Origin of the sequence: Planococcus sp. ISL-109, assembly GCF_018613655.1 — a bacterium.
Classification (GTDB): domain Bacteria; phylum Bacillota; class Bacilli; order Bacillales_A; family Planococcaceae; genus Planococcus.
In genome coordinates this window covers 89,033-110,874 of sequence record NZ_JAGGPW010000004.1, presented here as the reverse complement: position 1 = coordinate 110,874, position 21,842 = coordinate 89,033, and the positions used below count along the sequence as shown (strand labels likewise).

Genomic DNA, 21,842 nt, shown 5'->3' with positions numbered 1-21,842 from the left:
TTTTAGCCTCCCAGCGCACACTGTTGACTGGCACCTTGTCCTTGATTTGGCTGGATGCCCTGACGACATTTCTGTACGAGTATTTTGCGCTCAACAGGAGCAGTCTGTCATTTATTGGTTAATCAACACACGTGATAACCAATAATAATTACTCATATTTCAATCGATTCGTTGACCTCCAAAAGAGCACAATTAACCCCCATTTTTCTTACCTCATCATAAAAATAAATCTCATCAGCAGGATTTGCATTCTTTTTATGGAAAGCAGAGCAGTTATAGTGGCACGGAATAACTAATTTAGGTTTAATCATTTCAACTGTTTCCAGTGCTTCATCTTCATCCATAGTGTTATGTACTTTTCCGCCACCTATTGGGGTCATTAAAATATCTGGGGAATTGATTGTTTTCCATTCTTCTCTATGGATAAGTGTGTCACCTAAATTGATTATCACTTTGCTGTCCAATCGAATTTCAAAACCGATAGAACCCCATCCAATTCTTTCTTTAGGACCGGGCTTTAGTGTTTTAGAAAACGGTCCTAGCTTAATAGTTAGGGGTCCATGAGCGGTTTTCACCCCGGTTATGTCCATGTCGTCCACCTTTATAGTTTCAAAAGGAGCTATAGTATGTAAATTATCAACTTCTGTAGTAAAGGCCAGTCCTCTATTCCTGGGTCCTAATAGCAATGGTTTACCGTCTATTTCTTGTATCATTGTTTTGTTGCATATAATGGACGCACTTGATTTTTCAGCTATCCTGTCTGCATACCAGTAATGATCTGGATCGCCATGTGTTACGAATATATGAGTGATGTCATCCCATTCCGATAGTGGGATAAGACTTTTCAACCATCCTTTAAAGAAATACAGACCACCACCAGGGTCAATAACAATTTTCTTATCTTTGGATTTGACTACAAACGTATTATATCCATAGAAAGTTATGTTCATTATTTTACTCCTTCACAAAGTCCTTTTAAGTGATTCCTCCTATTCCACTCGAGCATTTTGCGCGCAGCAGGAGTGGTCTGTCATTTATTGGTTAATCAACACACGTGTTTTTCTATAATAGCAACTTAACAACCCAGCCAGCAGAAAGGCGCCATCATGCCACCTAACTAAATAAGGCAGGACTTCCTTCTAAAGCCCGGCAACTGTTCTGGTTCTATGAAACATCTTCTCAACTGCTTTGTAATTCTCATAGCATTCTCTCCTGTAGCGTCCTTCCAAAAAACCTCGAAGTGCTTCTTGCCCGATTGAAAATCGGCTCTCCAAAGTTTCCGAAGAATCGCCTTTGCTGTGGTAAAGATACAGCATCGTATAGACATCCTCACCTCGGAATTTAGCCAAGTATTTGCCGGATGGCATCTGGGGTCTCCCCTTTTTCAATGGCATCCCATTTTTTCTTCAATTGCTTATACAATTTGTACCCGGCGATGTATTCCTCGTAGTAGCACATATTCCAACTGAATGTATCTTTCACTTTCGCAGATTGATATTTTTCCATGAGCTATTCCTCCTCGAATCGTCTGTTTAAGAACTTGGATTTATTTCTTTTGTGCCGACTACTTGAATTCCTCATAAGTTTCCGTGCAGCAAGCGCACATCTGTATCTAGGAGATATTCTATGAACCAGTGCCTATATACCTTTGAGAATTTTTTCTTTCTCTTCTTTGTATTGTTTATAGCCTCGGATAAACTCCTTGTACGATTGCAGACGCCGCTTATTCACATGCGCCATTTTCACAGGATTCTTTACCCCAACACCCATTCTGTCCACCTCCCTTTTCCTATTGCCGCGCGAATGGCTCAGCAATAAATCATTGTCTTTTGATAGCTGCCGGCAGCTTCCGTTCAGCAATTCTCCAAGCTTTGTTCCAACTCCTGCCACGGAAGGAACATCTCCCGATTGGCCTTCACGTAATAAGGAATAATGCCATACAGTTCGTTCGGACACCTTTTGGACAGTTGCAGTAAATGCCGAAAAACTTGTTCAGACACCTCGTATTTCTCCATGCAATTTGGCATTGTCTTCACTTTTTCAGTTGCGTGGTCCATCCCCAGATCATCGATTTGGACCCAAAATGTATCAACTTGCGTCTGTTTCTCCCGGCCCGTGAAAGAAGTGATTTCACGCGCCAGCCTGGCGAACAAAGTAATGGAGGTTAACCCATTTCCCATGTGTACATCTTTGGATTTGAGAAAGAAATAAGTGACTGATTTCTGAGGAATGGACTGTTTTTGCACCATCTTCTTGATTCTCCTTTCCCTTTTTCAGTTAGATTCTTTATGAAAACGAAATCGATCCGTCCAGCAAGCTGATTTCGGATTGCTGGAACCATTGTTGTGACGGGGGTATTTTTCCTGTTGCTTCCCTATCCAATGGTTCTGGCAGTCTGCGGGTAGTTAGAATGGAATGGTTGTACAATCTTATTTAATAATGGTTTAAATTCTCACATACAGTTCTACCATCAATTTTTTCTGATTTCCTTATGATTTGGCCTTTTTCATACATCGAGCGAGCTGTCTTTTTAGAAAGGGTTTTCTTGCATTTGTTGTCCATGAAGCCGATAGAAAACCATGTTCCCTCGGCAGTTTGAACAAAGTCTAGCAGCTTAAAATCCACTTCTTTTACTAACATGTCGGTTACCTCCCGTTTCATAATCATCTTATCCAGTCGCTGGTTCAGGCGCCTTCTCTTGCAGACATTTTTCTTTTCGGCATATTCTTCAAACACAAGCATCTGCACTCTTTCTTGCAGGCCAATAGTGCATAGCTGCAGATCATCGGGTAATCAAGAGGTTCTTGTAATGACTGGAACTTGCTGTTCAAGAACCAGCAGCGCCTCATAAAGACGTCCTGCAAAATGTTCAGCGGGTTCAAGCGATTCGAGTTCCAGACAGCACAATCCATGTTCCAGCGTCATCACCTGCTGCAAGTAGTTTGCCGGAAATAAGAAGGCCTGTTGTTTGAGCGCTGACGTGATAATGGGAACTTCTTCAGGCAGCAGGAAAACTTCAGCCATGTTAACAGCAGACCTGCCTTCTAAAATTCCATAAAAGGATACATCTATATTCAGTGAACAGCAAAAACCGGATGTGCGGTTCTCCAGTTTGACTGCTCGTTTCTTCCTGAAACTCCATATTCCCGAAGTCCATTCAACTTCTGTGTTCATTAACTGGCTTATTTCCGCTGCTGCCTGTGCCAATGAATCTGTTCCTGCCACTTAGACCACTTCTTTCTCTATTAACTGTGCAAAATTGATAATCGGCGCATCTTTCTATAAATCGACATAAGTTCGGCTAAGCAGAATGGCTTTTTGAACGAATCTTTTTAGCGAATGCCGGATCAGTCGATAAAAGGGTCTGGGTTTCTGAACCTTCATCTCCCAGATAAAAAGCGCGTAAATATCCAAACAATTAAGATATATACCTAATACTTTACACCTACTACTTTAAACCTACACTATCCATGTATTTTGTGCTGTGACATTTCTCACACAAGAGGATTTTTTGAAAAATTGAAAACTTCGGATAAAAAAGTCATCCTCATGCTCATAGGCAAGCTCTTCTGCAAATCGATTTTGCATCAATAGATCGGGCAGTTTTCACAATTTGTTTCTGACTTTTAATGCTCACTATCTTGAACAAGGAGTTTTTCTTCACTCAAGGTCAAAAGTCCACTCTTTTTCAAATCATTCAGCATCCGGTTGACCACTTTCCTCGTCATTCCGCAAATGTTCGCCAGGTCCTAATTGGTGAGCATGCGATCAATCTAAAGTGCAAAGCGTATGTTCTGCTAAGCTGGATCAGAGATAGCGAATCTTCGGTTCACTGTTTTTTAAGTTGTTGTCATTTCTCAACATGTTAGACCTTCGCTGTTTTAGTGCACAGCGCAGCTTTTTCCATTTTGTATTGTTTGTAGCCGCTGATATATTCCTCGTACATTTGCAAATAGCTTTTAGTTTGGTTATCCATTGTTGTTTCTTCCTTTAAAATAGTAGTCATCTGATTCATCCTCCTCGGTATTGTTCTTTACACTCATTAGTCACATAGTTGGCAGGGGAGAAGAGCAATTATTCCGAATTCTGATTTGATTAAAAAAACGTAGCTAACTATAAATTTCGCTTGTGCCTGCTTTGGCAGTTTAGGATGCGATTTCAGGTAATGAATTCCTTGTGCGGGGATTTCCGGTGATAGGGCGTGATGTAAAAGAGTTCTTCAGGACAACTCTTGGATAAACGACATAAGCTATAGAAGACACTTTGTGTGAGTTCGTATCGCTGCTTGCAATCCGGTAATGCTCTTACTTTTTCAGATGCGTGTCCCAACATCACATCATCTACGTCCACCCATACCGACTGAACCTGGGTCTGTACCTTCCCTTCTTTTCTAAAGGAAGTTTCTCTTGTCAGGCGAACAAAGAAAGTGAGAAAAGCCGATCCATTTTCCACATGCACATCTTTGGATCTGAAAAAATAATAGCCAACCGATTTTTGAGGCAATTGCTCCATCGTTTCCATTTTCACTTCCCCCTCTTAAATCAACTCTTATCCCACGTTCCTCTGCTCATTTCTTTATCCCAGTGCACAGAGCGCTTCGGAAAGGCGTTCAGCAAAATCTTCGAAAGGCTCCTGGGATTTTAATCGAATGCAAGACATGCCGTGCTCCATTGACAGGTGCTGCGAATAACTGACGGGCAATAAAATAGGGTGCTGTATCAATGCCTCTGTAAAAAGTGGCAGTTCTTCGGGAAGAAGAAAGACTTCAGCTTCATTAACAGCTTCCCGGCCATCACGAAATATTTTGAAGGAAACCGCGAGGTCCAGTGACCAGCCAACACACATACCGGGGCTCTTGTGCACTTCGATCATCCGTTTCTTAAGCTGCCAAAATTCTGTATTTACTTCCACTTCTGTGCCCATAAATCCGTTTACTTTCTCAGCCGTTAATGCCAGTGAGTTTGTTTCTGTCACTCTAACCACTCCTTCTGCTCTCTTTCACTAAAGTTGTTGGCATGCTGATCGGTTTACTGCGATTCCCCATAACTAGTGCATTCCAAAGAGCTGATCTCCTTCAATGAAAGAAAGCGAGTAAACTTTCAACTTTTAACTTAAGTGGCTTTCTTTTGTTAACGAATAATGGAAATTCAGCCGAACGATCATTCAAATAATGCGATAGATGGTATTTACTTGCAGCTTTATAAGATGAATATTTTTACCTGTTTTAAGCTAAAAAATGCTATTAATATTCCATTTACTAATACAATAAACCTATAGTATAACCTTGAATATGTAAAGTATTTTAGAATATTTTAATAATTCAGATTTTTTATTTGTTTTTCTCATATACTTTCACTCGGAATGAACACAGATTCAGTCAAACGAAAAAGAAGATGCCGGATCTGTCGCATCTTCTTCGCTTTTAACACTCAATGGATCAGATCTCGTTTCGTCAATGGTTGCTGCAGGGTGATAAGTTTCCCGTTTCCATTTAGTTTGAAGCAGAATGGATTACAAATTAACGGGTAGAACGATGCACCTTTTTGCTGGCCCAATTATCGTTGCGCCTAATGAAAAAAACTGATGTTTATGCAAAATAACTATTAAAGTAATAGTTTGAAATAGAAAAGCGATGTGTCAAAAATGGTTGCACCAGTCGCCAGAGATCTTCATCACTAAAAGATCCACACCGTGTTATTTTACTGAAGAACGACCCTAACGCATTGGCGTTGATTATTGCATTGTAAATGAGCCACTCGTGCGGAAAAAGGAGCCACCATTTACACAGCCCCAAACCATTTTTTTTGTGAACGTAAACACATATTGTTTTTCCTGGCAATGCAAGGGGAACAGATGTATAGATCCCGTACACGACATACAGGTCAAACATTGGTCAGGAGGGTTATGATGTCGGCAGAGATGGTTGGGTTTAGCATACTACTGATTGGTATTTTATTGTTAATAGGGAAATGGATTCGTGTAAGTTTTTCCGTTTTTCAAAAATATTTTCTGCCAAGTTCTATTATCGCTGGGTTTATCGGCTTATTTTTGGGCCCTGAAGTATTAGGAGCCTTGATCAGTTTCTTCACGGATGGTTTAACATCTCCTGTTTCAAATGGACTTTTTCCGGAGGACGTGCTCGAATCATGGTCTACTTTCCCGGGTTTGTTGATCAGCGTCATTTTTGCAAGCTTGTTTTTAGGGAAAAAGATTCCCAAAATAAAAGATATCTGGCTGTTGGCTGGCCCCCAAGTTTCGTTTGGCCAATCAGTGGCTTGGGGGCAGTATGTCTTTGGTCTTCTTTTGGCACTACTCGTACTAGCCCCCTTCTTCGGCATAAATCCGATGGCTGGAGCATTAATCGAAATAGGGTTTGAAGGCGGACACGGAACAAGTGCCGGTTTGGCGAGCACTTTTCAAGAACTGGGATTCAGCGAAGGCGCTGATCTTGCCATCGGATTAGCTACTGTGGGGGTTGTTTCAGGAGTTGTATGCGGAATCATTTTAATCAATTGGGGCGTCAAAAAAGACAAAGCGATGATTTTAGATAACACGAACGATCTTCCGGAAAACAAACTTCGAGGCATTATAGAACCCGAAGACCGTCCGATTGCAGGAAAAATGACGACAGAACCACAGTCGATTGAACCTCTTGCTTTCCATATCTCAGTAGTGGGAGTCGCCATTCTGATCGGTAAGATTCTGTTGGAAGGGCTTATCTATTTAGAATCTGCCACTTGGGGATCATGGACTGAAATTGAAATTATGCCTTTTTTACCTTTGTTTCCCTTAGCGATGATTGGCGGTGTCCTGCTGCAACTTTTTTTGGATAGATATGATAAGTACAAACTCGTCAACCGGAAAATGGTGCTCCGGATACAAGGGCTTGCTTTGGATTTCTTGATTGTCAGCGCACTGGCCACTTTATCTTTAACAGTTATCGGAGACAATCTGATCCCATTTTTACTGTTGGCTGCGACAGGAATTGCCTGGAATACCCTAGCGTTTGTCTTTTTAGCCCCCCGCATGATTCCGGAGTACTGGTTCGAGCGCGGAATTGGGGATTACGGACAGTCCATGGGAATGACTGCCGCAGGTTTGATGCTCATTCGAATTGCTGACTCGAAAGACGAATCCAAAGCATTGGAAGCATTCGGCTATAAACAATTGATGTTTGAGCCGATCGTAGGAGGCGGATTATTCACTGCGGCTTCCCTTCCCCTCATTGCACAGTTTGGTATTATACCTGTCTTAATCTTTTGTTCAGTCCTTATGCTTAGCTGGGTTGGAATCGGCTTATTTTATTTCGGAAAAAAATAATGCCCCTCCAAAATTCAATTCTGTACAGAATATCTCAAAGAGAATTTTCTATTTATTACGTCTTTCACGATGGCCTACTTGGTTTCACTTGAATACATGTTTTTGCCCATGCAAAAACATCTCCGAATATACTAAGTGAAAATTGATAAAGCAAGGGGGATTTGGAAATATAACCGTTCGTAAAAGTACCTTCCCAAACAAAAAAGAAGAGAAGATGTGCCGTGATCAGTCTCTTCTCTCCTTTTAAATTCAAGCACCTTCTGTTAATCGGTCATCTGTTAACTAATTGAATCAATTCTATAATCTTGGAATTCTATTTAGCCAGAGCAATAGTTTAGAGATTTTAAAGCATTCCAAGTTACTTCCCGCCCTGTATATCATCGAGTTTATTTTCGATAATTACAAAATCTCCGTTTATATCTACAGAATGTAAACCCAGCCTTTCATTTGTATCCTTTAAGCTGCTAGGCTCTTTATTGGATTATTAAAACCTGCTCAGCAAGCTTTTCTGTATTCTTACAAATCCATTCTTGTAGATGCTTTCTTTCTTTAAATCCAGGCTTTTGGAACGCTTTCCATAAGAGACTTCAGTTAAAGCGGTATTCTCTAGTTTTTTTCTAAAAATTTCTTGAATTCTTCATTCATATTTACATAGCCGATAGCTGTTTTAGATATCATTCCATTCATAAACAAAACTATTGGACCTTCGAATTTTTCTATTTGCTTAAACCTGATTAGATTCTCATCGATATATTCAATGATAAATTCATGAATACCTCTATATCCAATAAGCAAAGATCCTCCACCCCAAACTACTTTCTTACCATCCTCTATTTCAAAAACAGTGGGTTTAAAATTCATTTCTTTAAGACCAGGTGATTTTACTTTTATCATCATTTTATTTCCAACCTTTAATTCACCCTTTGCCACAGGAATAAAAGAATTCCATTGTGTCCAAGATTCAAAATCTACAAGTGCATTCCATGCTTTATCAACAGTAGTATTAATTTCTACCCAAGACTCTAAAATTCTAGTTAAGCGATATCTTTTCAAGATTATTTCACTTGTTTTCCCAATTTTTAAATTTTTCACTTCCATAATTTTTACCCCCTCTTTTACTTATTGTGTTATAAATCTATTACAAAAAGTTTTGCAAGCCCATATAAAGAAACCCTTATTTCTTTATATTCGAGAATTCCGAATGTTTTTTGATTTTTTGTTTTATTATAGATTATCATCTCCTGAAAATGCTTATTAATTGATTATTAAAATTCCTGTGTTCCTGTTAAAATCCGTTCGTAAAAGTACACCCTTACGAACACTCGAAAATAGCTCAATAAGACGAAAAAGAACATTCGTAAATGTGTAAAAAACACTTTACGAACGTTCGCTTTATTGAAGACAGATTTACGAACGCTTTTTAGATTTAAATAGACAAAAACCGCTGACAAATTCTCAGCGGCTTTTTGCATTTATTCATATAGAAGGAAACCTACATCCACCAACTCCACGAAACGATCAGCGCGATAACCGAGACGACGATCGACGCGATGACTGATAGCGATCGTTCTCTTCTGGCGAGCATCGCGAGAACTCCGGCAAACAGCGCCACCAGAAACGACGCGACAGAAGCCAAGACCAACAGCGATAACAGCAAATTATCGGACATTTCTCCTTCAAACGTCAACGGCAATTCCTGAAACGCACCAGCAATCGCGATAACTAGAACTAATAGCAGCGGAACAACTGTGAAGACAACTGAAATATTGCCTAACTTGGATATGGGCCATACTCTCATATCAGCCTCCGCCTTTCTCGTTCCTTTTTTGCTTACTGCTTAGTCTATTCCACCTAGCGCGCTCATTTCCTGCCAGATCAATTGTAAAAAATGTTAAAACCCAAGGCGGTTGCGCACCTCCGCCGTATAGTTCTGGCTGACTGGAATCGTCGAGCCATCACGCAAGGTCAGCACATAGTTCGACGCGACATCTTTTGCAATCTCTTCTATATAATGTACGTTCACTATATACGAACGATGCACCGACAAAAAGTAATCCGGCAACCGCTCCTTTAAGTTCTTCAGGGTATGGCTGGAACAATACGAATCTTCGTCTGCATAAAACCATGTCTTTTTTTGGCTGCTTTCGATATGTGAGACTTGCTTGATTGGAATCGGCCGCCACGTTTCATCCTGCTTGCCCGTCAGGAACGCCAGCGGTTTTTTCGGCCCCACCACATAATCCGGCGGCAGCGTAATGACAAGCACTGCTTCTTTGTCATCGATGTTAATCGGATACCCGATTCCGTAATAAGCCGAACCCAGCACAGCTTGTTCGACATACATCTCGACTTTGCGCCCTTCCTTGGCTACACGTGCAGCAATCGTTCCGGACGATACCGGCTGTCCTTCTTTAATAGAGAGATCATGTACGCCTGCCTTGTAATAAATGTACTGATTATCCGCCGCAACTGCGATCGATGCCTCTTTCGGAATCCAATCCCCAATAATGAATCCCATCTGTTCCAATACAGTGTTCCCCATCCCCTAGTCCCCTTTCAATTGCGTTCGTCTGAATATTCCGGCTTTCGTCTCATTATACCGTTTCCTGTCATTTTTTCAAGACAATATCGCGGTTCTGTTATATATTAATATACATCAAAACAAACTGTATTAATACAGTTACTGTTTTCTTAAAAACTTCTACTTTGAAAGGGATGGTTAGATTGGTAAACAAACAACAGCAAATCGAAAAATTGAACAAAACGTGGCAGGAAGATAAAAGATGGGAAAACATCGAACGTCCATACACTGCAGAGGACGTAGTAAAGCTTCGTGGTTCGGTCTTGATCGAGCACACACTCGCACAGCGCGGAGCTGAACGCCTCTACCGCCAGATCAATGAGATGCCGTTTGTAAATGCTTTAGGTGCACTTACCGGTAACCAGGCCATTCAGCAAGTGAAAGCTGGACTTCAAGCGATTTACTTGAGCGGCTGGCAAGTAGCAGCGGATGCTAACTCCGCAGGGCAGATGTACCCTGACCAAAGCTTGTACCCGGTAAACTCGGTTCCTGATGTTGTACGTAAAATCAACCGCGCACTTCAACGTGCAGACCAAATCGATAGCGTAGAAAACACAGAAGGCTTTGACTGGTTCGCACCAATCGTCGCAGATGCAGAAGCAGGCTTCGGCGGACCGCTAAACGTATACGAATTGATGAAATCAATGATCGAAGCTGGCGCAGCTGGCGTTCACTTTGAAGATCAGCTCGCTTCCGAGAAAAAATGTGGCCACTTAGGCGGGAAAGTATTGCTGCCGACACAAAACGCAGTAAAAAACCTTGTCTCTGCTAGACTTGCAGCTGACGTAATGGGCGTACCGACACTCATTATCGCCCGTACAGATGCTGACGCAGCAGACTTGATCACAAGCGATATCGATGAGCGCGATCATCAGTTCATCACTGGCGAACGCACACCGGAAGGATTCTACCGCACAAACCCAGGCATCGACCAGGCAATCGCCCGCGGCCTTGCTTACGCACCATATGCTGACTTGATCTGGTGTGAAACTTCCCACCCGAACTTGGAAGAAGCACAGCAATTCGCGGATGCGATCCATGCACAGTTCCCTGGCAAGATGCTCGCTTATAACTGCTCGCCTTCATTCAACTGGGCAGCGAAGCTTGACGAAGAAACAATCGCAAAATACCAAGTCGAGCTCGGCAAAATGGGCTATAAATTCCAATTCGTTACACTTGCAGGTTTCCATGCATTGAACCACAGCATGTTCGAACTTGCTCACGACTACAAAGACAACGGCATGGCTGCTTACTCGAAACTTCAGCAAGCTGAATTTGCAAGCGAATCGAAAGGCTACACAGCAACTCGCCACCAGCGCGAAGTTGGTACTAGCTACTTCGATGAGATCTCGCAAATCGTATCCGGCGGAACAAGCTCAACGACTGCGATGCAAGGTTCTACTGAAACTGATCAATTCCAAAAGACGAAAGGATGATTTGATTGCTGACGAAATCGAATGTACAGATTATAGGTGAAGACATTCCAGGCATGGAGGAAATTTTGACTCCTGACGCTCTGGAGTTCATTGAAAAACTGCACGTCCATTTCGATAAGCGTCGGATCGAACTTCTGGAGAGACGCCAGGTACGTCAGAAAGAACTTGATAGCGGCAAGAAGCTCGATTTCCTTCCTGAAACGAAAAGCATACGCGAAGGGGACTGGAAAATCGCTCCCCTTCCGGAAGATATGAAAGACCGCCGCGTGGAAATCACCGGCCCGACCAACCGCAAAATGCTCATCAACGCGCTGAACTCCGGCGCGAAGATGTTCATGGCGGATCTCGAAGATTCAACAGCGCCAAGTTGGTTCAACATCATCGACGGCCAGATCAATTTGCGCGATGCGATTCGCCGCCAAATCGATTTCACGGCCTCGGAAACCGGCAAAAAATATACGCTGAATGAAAAAACAGCGGTATTGATGGTCCGCCCTCGCGGCTGGCACCTACCGGAGAAACACATCTTGATCGGTGGTAAACCGGCTTCCGGAAGCCTCGTCGACTTCGGCCTTTACTTTTTCCACAACGCCAAAGAGCTGATCGAGCGCGGCACTGGCCCTTACTTCTATTTACCAAAACTCGAAAGCCATTTGGAAGCCCGCCTATGGAACGATGTCTTCATCTTTGCACAAGATGAACTGAGTATTCCACAAGGCACAATCCGGGCGACTGTATTGATCGAAACGATCATGGCGGCATTCGAAATGGATGAAATCCTCTATGAACTGCGTGACCATTCGGCTGGCCTCAACTGCGGCCGCTGGGATTATATCTTCTCTGTCATCAAGCGGATGCGCAATAATCCGGATTATATCTTCCCGGATCGCTCCCAGGTGACGATGACGGTTCCGTTCATGAAGGCTTATACGTCCCTTAGCATCAAAACCTGCCACCGGCGCGGTGCTCCAGCGATGGGCGGAATGGCTGCCCAAATCCCTGTCAAAGGGGATGACGAGGCAAACACAGTCGCTTTCAATAAAGTCGCTGAAGACAAACTCCGCGAAGTTACAGACGGGCACGACGGCACATGGGTCGCCCATCCCGGAATGGTTCAGACGGCGATGGAGCAATTCGATAAGCATATGCCTACGCCAAACCAAATCGACAGACAGCGCGATGATGTTCACGTAACCGCGGAAGAGCTGGTTGAAGTTCCGGAAGGTTCGATCACCGAACAAGGCCTCCGCTCCAATATCTCTGTCGGAATCCAGTACATCGCCTCTTGGCTCTCCGGAAACGGCGCTGCACCAATCAATAACTTGATGGAAGATGCAGCGACAGCGGAAATTTCCCGCTCCCAAGTATGGCAATGGATCCGCCATCCGAAAGGTGTCCTAGAAGACGGCCGGAAAGTCGACGTCAGCTTGTTCCACGAAGTCATCGAAGAAGAAGATGCCTCAATCAAACAAGCGGTCGGAGAAGAACGCTACAATACTGGACACTACGCGGAAGCTCGCGAGTTGTTTACAAGTCTCACTTTGCAAAGTGATTTTGCCGAATTTTTAACACTGCCAGGGTATGAAAAACTAACCTGAAAACTGGAGGAGATCACTATGAAAAACATGCAAACTTACGGGACTCGTACACGAAAAGAATGTCGCGAATGCGGTTGTGAAATCAAGGAACGCCGCGAATCAATCATCTATGAATGCGAACGTTGCATCGCTAATAAAGAAGAATAGAAAAAAGCTGAGGGAATCCCCTCAGCTTTTTCTTTTTTCACTTCTTCAAGCAACCGGTCTGATTCATCTTGTGTTAATTCCACATAACCGGCCGTACTCCGTTGCTTTGCCATGTCCATACGCTGCGGAAGAAAACAGCTAAACATACTTGGATAATACTGGTTGTTTCCGCTATGATGGAAACAGCAGGAAAATGAGAGTGGAGGGATTTTATGCGCGTCGCCATATTTGATTTCGATGGCACTTTGTATGCGAAAGAAACGTTTCAACTGATGATGGATCATCTGAAGAATCACCCGGTCCATAGCCGCAGATACCGCAAATTCTACCGCACCATCATGCCGCCGTATATCGGCCATAAACTTAAAATCTATCCCGAAGCGAAAATGCGGGCGCGTTCTGTCCAAGCTTATCTTGCAGCTCTCGAAACATTTTCAAAAAAAGAACTGGAAGAATATTTCGGTGAAATTGCCGACCTCATGCACGATGACTTTAACCATGAAGTCGTCGAACGTCTCAAACAGCACGTGTCAAATGAAGATTATTGCATGCTCGTCTCAGGCGCATTCACACCACTCTTGCACGCCGTGACGAAAAATCTGCCGATCGAAACAATCATCGGCACAGAAATTCCGTATGATGCAGATATCCTGGCGCACCGAACGCCGGTCATCCACATCCAAGGCCCGCTGAAAACCGAAAAGATCCTGGAAGCGCTCGGCAGCGCATCGATCGACTGGGCAAACAGCTATGCTTACGGCGACAGCCATTCTGATCTCCCTGTCCTGGAACTTGTCGGCAACCCGGTCGCCGTGCGCCCTGAACCGCGGCTCCGGACGATTGCTTCCGAACGCAACTGGGAAATAATCTAAAAAAGAACCGCAAATTGCGGTTCTTTTTTTCATGGAGTGGTCCGCCATTCCAATAGACGGATGGCAATCGCCATGCAGACGCCGCCGAATCCGAGCAATAGTGCAGGCGGCAAAACAATCGATTCGAAACCGTTGCCGTAAACCGCGACACTTTTTAATGCTTCCAGTCCATACGTAATCGGCAAGACTTTGGCGATTGTCAGCAGGACTTCATTGCTCACCAGCTCCGTTGGCCAAAATGCTCCGCCGACCATCGCCATTCCCGTCGCAATGATCGGAATGACCGCGCCGAGCTGCTGGGGTTTCGTGATGAGCGACATGATCAACAGCCCAAGTGCGACGATGGAAAATGTATAGCAAGCCGCAATCAAGATCAAGAGCCAGAAATGTTCCCCAAGATCAAACCCGAAAGCAAAACGGAATAATAGAAAGATCAAGCTGATCTGTGAAAAGCCGATCAAAAAACTATAGCCGAGATGGCCGAGGTATATTTGCCATTTTGTTGCCGGTGAAATGATCATGCGGCTCCATGTGCCGGTCCGTTTTTCATCGACGATGCGCACAAGGCTGAACATGATCGTGTAGATAACAAAGAACAAAGTCATGCCGAATAATAACTGAAGTTCGCCATCATACTGAAAGCTGTCTTGCGCTCCTTGGGCTGATGCAACGGAAAGCGTCAGCGCAGGGTCAGAAAGCGATCCTTCCACTTGTTCCCGGATGCCGGGTGTCTGCTGCTCCGCATTTCTCAAGCGCAGCTCTTCTGTGTATGAACGGCGCAGGAATGAATCCAAGGCAAAGCGGGACGAATCTTCTCTGCCGACCACTAAACGGTAATCGGCTTCGAGCAACTTGACAGCTTGTGGAACATCCCCTTCTGCCACATGCTCCCGCGCAAGTGATTCCGGCATGAGCTCAAACAAAAATCGCTGTTCCGCATTCAGTCGTTCGAGCCATTCCTGCATCTCTGTGTCGCTCATCGAGGCATCAGCATAGATTGGTTCAGTAAGGTTCAAGCTTGTCGATTCATGCCCTACATACGAAAACGCTGTTGGATTCGACCTGTTTAATGATATCGCAGAAGAACTTGAGGGTGAACCGGAACTTACCGGCTCGATTACTGGCCACAGATCAGTGATTGTGCTCTTGGATGGCCCATCTACTGCACAGCACGCTGAAATAATTGCACTACAATATTGTTCGAGCTTTCCCCGAAAGCCCGAGCAACATTCACCCATTGTTCATGTGATGCTCAAAACTCCACCCGGAATTCGGCCAGCTGCCATGCTATAATCGGTAAGGCAGGAAATACCCGAAACTTGAGGTGGAAATAGTGTTCAAAAAAATCGTCATATTGGTTATTACATTGTTCTTCATGGTGCTGATCGTTTTTACAGCCGTCATGTTTTTGAAAAGCGAAGAAACACTTTATACGAATGGAGATGTTGAAATCAGCATCGATAAGCCGCAATTCATCACAATCGGCGAAGCCCAAACGGAAACGACCGGCGATGTGACAGAAAATGTCCATGCGCTGAGCCTCCTCACCCTCTCGATCGGCTCACTGACCATTACCGAGCAGCAATTGCCCAACGGCGACATTATGCTGTTCGATAAAGTCGATAACACCGGATGGATGCCCTTTACCATGTCGATGAATCTCAACGGTCTAGAAGATGCGGTCGTCACCCGTTGGAACGAAGAGCCGATGCTCCAAAGCGATGAGCAGACATATGGGAACGATGTGACACGCAACCCGTTCGGCGTTGTCAGAACTGACAGCACCGAGACATTGGTCGGTAATATTTACGTCTCCCGCGGACTAACACTCGGCAACGGCGAACGCGTGCAGGAACTGCGCCACGAGATCCATGATTTCGCCGTTGAAGAAGGCGTCTTGTCAAAAAACTTCTGGCTTCCGCCGAAGCACCAGAGCGAAAGCTGGATGCTTTTATCGGCCGATGCGCTTTTTGATTCCCCTGAAACGGAAACCGACTGGGTCCAATTTGCGAACACGAACCGACGTGAACAGTTCAACTGGCTGACACCTGTCGGGCCTCGCCAAAAAATCGCATTGACGGATGACCTGCGGACCGAGCTCGCCTACGCGATTCCTCAACAGCCTGAAGCAGCCTACGCGGAATGGTTCGAACAAACGTCTGCGCGCTATTTCGAATCGATGGAACAATATTTAGCCGAATAACATACAAACCCCTGACCGTTTTCATGCGGCCAGGGGTTTTTCATTGAGCAGCTGACAAGCAAAAAATGTTTCAACCTTTCAAGTCAAAAGATTACCAAAAAGACAGAATACTCTGTATAATTGGGGTGACAAAAGAAAAGTCCGTCGTTCTTGCGATTTGCATACGAAGGAGGGTAATCATCATGGAACGCAAATGGGTGGAACGAAAAGAAGTGGAACTGCGGCTCGATGAAGAGTTCAACTCGATTCTGAACATGATCGGTGAAGGTGGTCCAGATTACGCAAGTATCGACGATGACATGGAACCAAAAGAGTTGAAAGACTGGCTCGCTGAAGAGTTCGACTCAATTCTGAACATGATTGGCGAAGGCGGTCCGGATTACGCAAGAAACGATGAAGACATCGAAATGCAAATATCAAAACACGAAAAAGAAAAACCGCAAGACCTTCACTGATCATTCCCCCTTCTTTACGGAGGGGGTTTTTCTATTGAAAAAGCACCAGCTCCTGAGCTGGTGCTAGTTGTTATGCCATCATATCCGCAAGCAACGTGTACGAATGCAAGCGGTCTTCCAGGTAAAACACTGGTGAATTGACGATCACTTCGTTGGCGCGCGTTTTGGTGAGGAATGCCGCGAGCTTCTCACGGACCAATTCCGGCGTGCCGATAATCATCGAATCGGATTTCAGTTTTTCACGGAACATCGCAATTTCCCGCGGTGTCCAAACCGATCCGAGATCATCAATCGGCGGCTGGAATGTCGTCGGTTCGCCGCGCATCAACGCGAACATTTGCTGCTGGGAAGACGTGGCCAGCCATTCCGCCCGCTCCTGCGTATCGGCCACGATGAGCGACACGCCGACCATCGCGTACGGGCTATCCAACGCGGCAGACGGCTTGAATTTTTGGTGATACAACTGCAGCGCCTGCATCGTAAAGTCCGGCGCAAAATGGCTGGCGAATGAAAACGGCAATCCTTTTTGGGCGGCGAGCTGTGCGCTGAACCCGCTGGAGCCGAGAAGCCAAAGCGGAATATTCATGCCGGTTCCGGGATACGCCTGCACTTTGCCGACTGGGTTCTTAGAGAAATAATTCTCCAGTTCCATCACTTGCTGAGGAAATTCATCGCCGGTGCTGTGGAGAGAGCGGCGCAGTGCATAAGCGGTCGCCTGATCGCTCCCCGGCGCACGGCCAAGGCCAAGGTCGATGCGGTCCGGGTACAGTGAAGCGAGCGTCCCAAACTGTTCCGCAATGACGAGCGGTGCGTGGTTCGGCAGCATGACGCCGCCAGAACCGACACGGATCGTTTTCGTATTTCCTGCGATATGCCCAATCAATACCGACGTCGCTGAACTGCCGATCCCCGGCATATTGTGATGCTCCGCCAACCAGTAGCGGTTAAATCCAAGTTTTTCGACGTGCTGTGCAAGTTCTACGCTATTTGCAAATGATTCCGTTGCAGTACTGCCCTCATTGATCGGCGCCAAATCGAGCACCGCAACCGGAATCTGCTGAAATGTTTTTTGTGTCATTAGTTTAAGCACTCCTTTACCTCTCCATTGTACAGTTCTCTAAACGGAAGGCGTATGAAAATGCTCAAGGACTCGAACACATGAAAGATTCTGTCTTTCTTTGTCTACAATTCACTCCACTTGTTATTCCAAATCGAGAAAATCTGCGATGATCTCTGCACTTCCAGGTGAAAACATGAAGAGTGAGACACCGATGCAAACAGCGCCTGTCAGCAAAAAGCTGGCTTTGACGCCGAGCGAAAAACCTATTTTAGGCATCATTCCTGCAAACAATAGACAAATGCCGATGAATAATAGCAGCATATACCAAAAGCCCATGTCTCCACCCCTTTGACTTTGTTACTAACTGGACGTTTTGAGAGCGGGAAGGTTCTCTTGAAACCGGACCAATGGTGACTTATTGAAATTAGCTTATCCAAATACTCACTCGCTATAAGACAGAAAAATAACCGGCTGCAAATTCCCTTGCAGCCGGTCTTTCGTCTACTTGCCCATCACTTGTTTGAAATATTTCACCGTCTTCATTTCCCCGCCCGTACTACGTGTATTCCACGTCAGCTCGGTGAAAATCTCGGCGAGCGGCGTGTAGATGCCCCCGTGTTTTCCTGCCCACTCGAGCGCAACTGTGTTTTCAAAAAGCCGCGCCATTTTCTGCATCAAATTCTTCGCGTCAAAACTTTGGAGGGCTGCATCGAATCCTGCGAATGCCGTCAGCTCCTCGTGCAGATTTTTCGTTTTCTCCTGCAGCAGTTCCACATCAACAGTCGTCTGCAGTTTTGCAAGACGTTCTTTGACATGGCAAATAAACAACTCATGTGCTCCGAATTTATTTACGAGGCGCATCAGCTCGAGGCCGAGAATGTTCGCCGTACCTTCCCAAACCGTCAATACTTGCGCGTCCCGCAATAAACGCGGCGTGACGAAATCTTCGATATAACCGTTGCCACCGTGCATTTCGATCGCTTCATGCGAAAAATGGATCGCTTGTTCAGCTGATTCTTTTTTCAAAATCGCAATGAGCAAGCGGTTCAGCACTTGCTCTTCCTGCGTGGCGTCTCCTGCTGTGACCCGGTCATACAAGCCGATCCCTTCAAAAATCGCTGCCGTTTCAAACTCCTGCTTTGCGCGCAGTTTCATTAGGCTGTCCTGCACCATCGGAAACTCGCTCAACTTTTGTCCGAACGCATTGCGGCGCTCTGCGTATTCAGCAGCTTCATCGAGTGCCCGCTTCATGATGCCGATCGACGCGACTGCGTTGCAGATACGGGATAAATTCAGCGCTTCCATCATATACTTGAGGCCATTTTTCGGGTCTCCGACGACAAATGCCTGTGCTCCGTCAAACTCAACTTCACCCGATGGCACCGCCCGGACGCCGAGCTTGTCTTTCAACCGGCGAATGCTGATGCCGTTCAGTTTGCCGTCCACTTTCCACGGCACAGCGAACAAAGTGAGCCCTTTCGACCCTTTCGGTGCACCTTCTAAGCGGGCAAGCACCATCGCCACACCCGCCATGCCGGCATTCGATGCGAAATATTTCTCCCCGTAAAGCCGGTAGCCGTCTTCGGATTGGAGTGCTTGCACCACGTTCGCTCCGACGTCCGAACCGCCTTGCCGCTCGGTCAAAAACGTCGCGCCTTCAAACAGTTCCGTGTCACCTGTTGCACACACATGTGGCAAGAACCGCGCCTTAACGTCTTCGTCTGCATAATGATCGAGCAGATATGCCGTTGCCATCGTTAAGGTCACTGGGCAGTAAAAGCCGGGTTCTGATTGCGACAATAGGTAGCCTTGCGCAAAGCTGTATAGGTAATTGCCTTTAGTTCCGAGTTCGGGAATTTCCTTGTGGACATAGCCGACGATGCCCGTTCGGTAGGTTTCGTCGACCGTTTTTTTATAGCCTTCGTTGACCCACACATGCGAAATGTCTTCACCGAGCCGGTTGTATTTCTCGAGCCGAGGCGCGCCTTCACGGTCGGTATAGCGTGCACGTTCATCGATGTCGTTTGCCGCGAGCTTACCGAAAGAGGTGAGTTCGCGGTCTGCATAGCGGTAAAAATCATCCGGCAAGCTTTCCGCCAAAATCTTCTTCAAAGTCTCGTCCCGTTCGTAGAAATTGCGTTCACCCGTTGGTGCTGCACCTTTTAATACGACCATTTAAACACTCCTTTCCCGCAGCGGCTGCTTGAGGATTTTCAATGATCCAAAATGTATTCGATTTCTTTTTGCCCTAATTTTGCGCTGACCGGCACGACGACCGCATTCACACGCTGCGCGGCAAAATAAGAGACCACGAATTCCGGTACGTTCGGCATGAACAAAACCACTTTGTCTTCGCGCCCGATGCCCCGCTTCCTTAAAGCGTAAGCTACGTTGTTTACAAGCCTGTCCATTTCCCGGAATGTCAGGCGCTGGCCCATTCCGACCACTGCCTCATTGTCTGGATATTTCCGCGCATTGCGCTCGAGCAATTGTGAAATATTCATTTCTCCATCCCCTTAAGTTTTGATAGTTTTTCTGAGAACTCGCCAAGCAGGAATTCCATCTCTGATTTCGTCTTTTCGAGTTCTTCGATGCGTTGTTCCATCACTCGGATCTGCTTTTGACCGTATTCGATCGTCCGCTCGAGCTGCTTTTTTCCGGAACGGTCCGCATCGAACAACAGCACCATTTCCTTGATTTCGTCTAAGGTGAATCCGTATTTCTTGCCTCTGTCGATCAGTTTCAGTTTCGCGATTTCGGCACTCGAGAACAGGCGTTGATTCGCGGTTGTCCGCTCCGGCTTGAGCATGCCCAACTCTTCGTAGTAGCGGATCGTGCGCGTCGTCACTCCGAACTCCTCTGAGGCTTCCCGTATTGTTTTCATCTCCCGCCTCCCTGTCTGATTTTTTTGATATTTCCAGTTTAGCATTGACGTTAACGTAAAGCACAAGCCTTTCTTTTCGAACGAAAAACCAGCATCCCATTTGCTCTCGGCGGGATGCTGGTTGAGGTGAAAGTTTATTCGATTCTGTACCACTTCAATGCATTTTTATAGAGAACTTTCTCTGCTTGTTTCTCTCCTAAGGTTTCTTGGATCAAAGTTATATCACTCGCTTGAAACGGAGTTTTCACACGCGTCGATGGCAGGTCTGTGCCGAACAGCAGCGCTTCGGGATCGAGCTCATGAATCGTGCGAACTGCGGAAGCCTGGTCAAAATCAATCCGGCCAAATCCGGTCGCTTTCACTTTGACGCCTTGCTCCACTAACGACAATAACTCGGGAAATCCGTCTTTCGACAAGCCGAGGTGATCGATGGAAACTGCAGTCAAGCGCTCGATCGTCTCTTTCAATTCACCGAGATCTTTCGAATTGATATACAGTTCTGCATGCCATCCTGCGATTTCGTACACACGCCTGGCGAAATGATCCAGTTGCACAATGGTTTCCGAGCCCCCCGGTTCACATTAAAGCGCAGCGTGCGTATCCCTTTATTATGTAACTCAAGGATCTCTTCATTCGATGCAGTAGACGGCAATTGCGTGATACCGACGAACGAATTTGTCGCCAAGCTTATGTAAATGTGCATCGAATAGTTTCATTTGCCTGCCCCGTCCACCTGTATATTCTAAATGATATCGATCAGCTGTTCGTGAACAGCAACAAAATGAGCCGCCAATACTTGCTCCAAGGAATTCCCCAGCTCGTAATACGCCTGGTCCGCCTGCTCGATCACTTTGTAAAACGCAGCTTCGTCTGTTTCGCCATGTTCTAGTGCAACAAACTGATACCACATTTCTTTCCCGTATTCCCGCTCAAACCGGGCATAATGCTCCGCCCCTATGCGTTCGAGCGCGGTAGTAAGTTCAGTTAAAAAATGCTCGGCTCCAATTTCTTGTACATACTCAAAGAAAGCATCCAGCAGGCTCTTATGTCCGCCACTTTCCATAGTGGAATAATAATGGAACGCCAAGAATGTATCCTTCCGGGCGCCTGGCTCCATCGGCAAATCCATTTCACCAATCGCTTCAATGACCGCATTCCAAATATCGTCTTGAGAGCTTAGCTCTGTTTTGTGTTTTTGGAGCTTCTTCAACTTCATTGCACCTCCTGCTCTATGTATGATTAAGATTCCCTGTTTAGCGCTTCTGTTAACATAGCGATCGCTTTTC

27 protein-coding genes are annotated in these 21,842 nt (G+C 45.5%); 7 read left to right on the top strand and 20 right to left on the bottom strand.

Features of this window, described 5'->3' with window-relative positions; all coding sequences use genetic code 11:
* Window positions 1-152 precede the first annotated feature (152 nt).
* The 9 genes from J7E21_RS02335 to J7E21_RS02295 form a co-directional block, all read right to left on the bottom strand.
* Window positions 153-950, bottom strand: a complete 798-nt coding sequence (locus J7E21_RS02335; protein ID WP_215104400.1) for an MBL fold metallo-hydrolase — start codon at window positions 948-950, stop codon at window positions 153-155.
* Window positions 951-1,341: 391 nt separating this feature from the next.
* Window positions 1,342-1,506 carry a hypothetical protein gene (locus J7E21_RS02330; protein WP_215104398.1) on the bottom strand — a complete coding sequence of 55 codons (165 nt, stop codon included), beginning with the start codon at window positions 1,504-1,506 and terminating at the stop codon, window positions 1,342-1,344.
* Between the two features lie 347 nt (window positions 1,507-1,853).
* Window positions 1,854-2,180, bottom strand: coding sequence for a hypothetical protein (locus J7E21_RS02325; RefSeq protein WP_251047766.1), 327 nt, complete (start codon window positions 2,178-2,180; stop codon window positions 1,854-1,856).
* A gap of 253 nt (window positions 2,181-2,433) precedes the next feature.
* Window positions 2,434-2,640 (bottom strand): hypothetical protein, encoded by a 207-nt coding sequence (locus J7E21_RS02320; RefSeq protein WP_215104394.1) that lies wholly within the window; start codon window positions 2,638-2,640, stop codon window positions 2,434-2,436.
* Window positions 2,641-2,793: 153 nt separating this feature from the next.
* A complete protein-coding gene (locus tag J7E21_RS02315; protein ID WP_215104392.1) occupies window positions 2,794-3,207 on the bottom strand; it encodes a hypothetical protein in 414 nt (137 codons plus the stop codon).
* Between the two features lie 419 nt (window positions 3,208-3,626).
* Window positions 3,627-3,737, bottom strand: coding sequence for a helix-turn-helix domain-containing protein (locus tag J7E21_RS02310; protein ID WP_353047737.1), 111 nt, complete (start codon window positions 3,735-3,737; stop codon window positions 3,627-3,629).
* 128 nt (window positions 3,738-3,865) lie between these two features.
* On the bottom strand, window positions 3,866-4,006 hold the full coding sequence (locus tag J7E21_RS02305; RefSeq protein ID WP_215104390.1) for a hypothetical protein: 141 nt from the start codon (window positions 4,004-4,006) through the stop codon (window positions 3,866-3,868).
* A gap of 152 nt (window positions 4,007-4,158) precedes the next feature.
* Window positions 4,159-4,521, bottom strand: a complete 363-nt coding sequence (locus tag J7E21_RS02300) for a hypothetical protein (RefSeq protein WP_215104388.1) — start codon at window positions 4,519-4,521, stop codon at window positions 4,159-4,161.
* A 54-nt stretch (window positions 4,522-4,575) separates the two neighbouring features.
* Window positions 4,576-4,974, bottom strand: coding sequence for a hypothetical protein (locus J7E21_RS02295; RefSeq protein ID WP_215104386.1), 399 nt, complete (start codon window positions 4,972-4,974; stop codon window positions 4,576-4,578).
* 933 nt (window positions 4,975-5,907) lie between these two features.
* Here J7E21_RS02295 and J7E21_RS02290 point away from each other — a divergent pair.
* A complete protein-coding gene (locus tag J7E21_RS02290) occupies window positions 5,908-7,320 on the top strand; it encodes a sodium/glutamate symporter (protein ID WP_215104384.1) in 1,413 nt (470 codons plus the stop codon).
* A 606-nt stretch (window positions 7,321-7,926) separates the two neighbouring features.
* Here J7E21_RS02290 and J7E21_RS02285 read toward each other — a convergent pair.
* The 3 genes from J7E21_RS02285 to J7E21_RS02275 all read right to left on the bottom strand — a co-directional run bounded on the left by J7E21_RS02285 (window position 7,927) and on the right by J7E21_RS02275 (window position 9,862).
* The gene (locus J7E21_RS02285; protein ID WP_215104382.1) at window positions 7,927-8,418 is read right to left on the bottom strand and encodes an SRPBCC domain-containing protein; all 492 of its coding nucleotides are present in this window, start codon (window positions 8,416-8,418) and stop codon (window positions 7,927-7,929) included.
* A gap of 394 nt (window positions 8,419-8,812) precedes the next feature.
* Window positions 8,813-9,118 (bottom strand): hypothetical protein, encoded by a 306-nt coding sequence (locus J7E21_RS02280; RefSeq protein ID WP_215104380.1) that lies wholly within the window; start codon window positions 9,116-9,118, stop codon window positions 8,813-8,815.
* Between the two features lie 93 nt (window positions 9,119-9,211).
* Window positions 9,212-9,862, bottom strand: a complete 651-nt coding sequence (locus tag J7E21_RS02275) for a LytTR family DNA-binding domain-containing protein (RefSeq protein WP_215104378.1) — start codon at window positions 9,860-9,862, stop codon at window positions 9,212-9,214.
* Window positions 9,863-10,044: 182 nt separating this feature from the next.
* Between J7E21_RS02275 and aceA the strand changes: the two genes are divergently transcribed.
* From aceA to J7E21_RS02255, 4 genes are all read left to right on the top strand, one after another.
* Entirely contained in the window at window positions 10,045-11,337 is a 1,293-nt protein-coding gene (gene aceA / locus J7E21_RS02270; RefSeq protein WP_483313471.1) for an isocitrate lyase, read from the top strand.
* Between the two features lie 5 nt (window positions 11,338-11,342).
* Window positions 11,343-12,935 (top strand): malate synthase A, encoded by a 1,593-nt coding sequence (aceB, locus tag J7E21_RS02265; protein ID WP_215104374.1) that lies wholly within the window; start codon window positions 11,343-11,345, stop codon window positions 12,933-12,935.
* Between the two features lie 18 nt (window positions 12,936-12,953).
* A complete protein-coding gene (locus J7E21_RS02260; RefSeq protein WP_215104372.1) occupies window positions 12,954-13,082 on the top strand; it encodes a YhfH family protein in 129 nt (42 codons plus the stop codon).
* A 212-nt stretch (window positions 13,083-13,294) separates the two neighbouring features.
* Window positions 13,295-13,954 (top strand): HAD family hydrolase, encoded by a 660-nt coding sequence (locus tag J7E21_RS02255; RefSeq protein ID WP_215104370.1) that lies wholly within the window; start codon window positions 13,295-13,297, stop codon window positions 13,952-13,954.
* Window positions 13,955-13,983: 29 nt separating this feature from the next.
* Here J7E21_RS02255 and J7E21_RS02250 read toward each other — a convergent pair whose 3' ends face one another.
* Entirely contained in the window at window positions 13,984-14,970 is a 987-nt protein-coding gene (locus J7E21_RS02250; protein WP_215104368.1) for an ABC transporter permease, read from the bottom strand.
* A gap of 317 nt (window positions 14,971-15,287) precedes the next feature.
* Here J7E21_RS02250 and J7E21_RS02245 point away from each other — a divergent pair, with 317 nt between their 5' ends.
* A complete protein-coding gene (locus J7E21_RS02245) occupies window positions 15,288-16,157 on the top strand; it encodes a hypothetical protein (RefSeq protein WP_215104366.1) in 870 nt (289 codons plus the stop codon).
* A gap of 182 nt (window positions 16,158-16,339) precedes the next feature.
* Window positions 16,340-16,612, top strand: coding sequence for a hypothetical protein (locus J7E21_RS02240; protein WP_215104363.1), 273 nt, complete (start codon window positions 16,340-16,342; stop codon window positions 16,610-16,612).
* Between the two features lie 70 nt (window positions 16,613-16,682).
* On the opposite strand, the gene J7E21_RS02235 is transcribed toward J7E21_RS02240, so the two are convergent.
* From J7E21_RS02235 to J7E21_RS02205, 7 genes are all read right to left on the bottom strand, one after another.
* A complete protein-coding gene (locus J7E21_RS02235) occupies window positions 16,683-17,690 on the bottom strand; it encodes an LLM class flavin-dependent oxidoreductase (RefSeq protein ID WP_215104361.1) in 1,008 nt (335 codons plus the stop codon).
* A gap of 123 nt (window positions 17,691-17,813) precedes the next feature.
* Complete coding sequence (locus J7E21_RS02230; protein ID WP_215104359.1) at window positions 17,814-18,008, bottom strand: hypothetical protein; 195 nt, start codon at window positions 18,006-18,008, stop codon at window positions 17,814-17,816.
* Window positions 18,009-18,173: 165 nt separating this feature from the next.
* A complete protein-coding gene (locus tag J7E21_RS02225; protein WP_215104357.1) occupies window positions 18,174-19,847 on the bottom strand; it encodes an acyl-CoA dehydrogenase family protein in 1,674 nt (557 codons plus the stop codon).
* 38 nt (window positions 19,848-19,885) lie between these two features.
* Window positions 19,886-20,176, bottom strand: coding sequence for an AMP-binding protein (locus J7E21_RS02220; protein ID WP_215104355.1), 291 nt, complete (start codon window positions 20,174-20,176; stop codon window positions 19,886-19,888).
* Entirely contained in the window at window positions 20,173-20,556 is a 384-nt protein-coding gene (locus J7E21_RS02215) for a MerR family transcriptional regulator (RefSeq protein ID WP_215104353.1), read from the bottom strand. The genes J7E21_RS02220 and J7E21_RS02215 overlap by 4 nt, the downstream gene beginning before the upstream one ends.
* A gap of 134 nt (window positions 20,557-20,690) precedes the next feature.
* A complete protein-coding gene (locus J7E21_RS02210) occupies window positions 20,691-21,110 on the bottom strand; it encodes an amidohydrolase family protein (protein WP_353047713.1) in 420 nt (139 codons plus the stop codon).
* A gap of 188 nt (window positions 21,111-21,298) precedes the next feature.
* Entirely contained in the window at window positions 21,299-21,766 is a 468-nt protein-coding gene (locus J7E21_RS02205; protein ID WP_215104351.1) for a hypothetical protein, read from the bottom strand.
* Window positions 21,767-21,842: the final 76 nt, after the last annotated feature.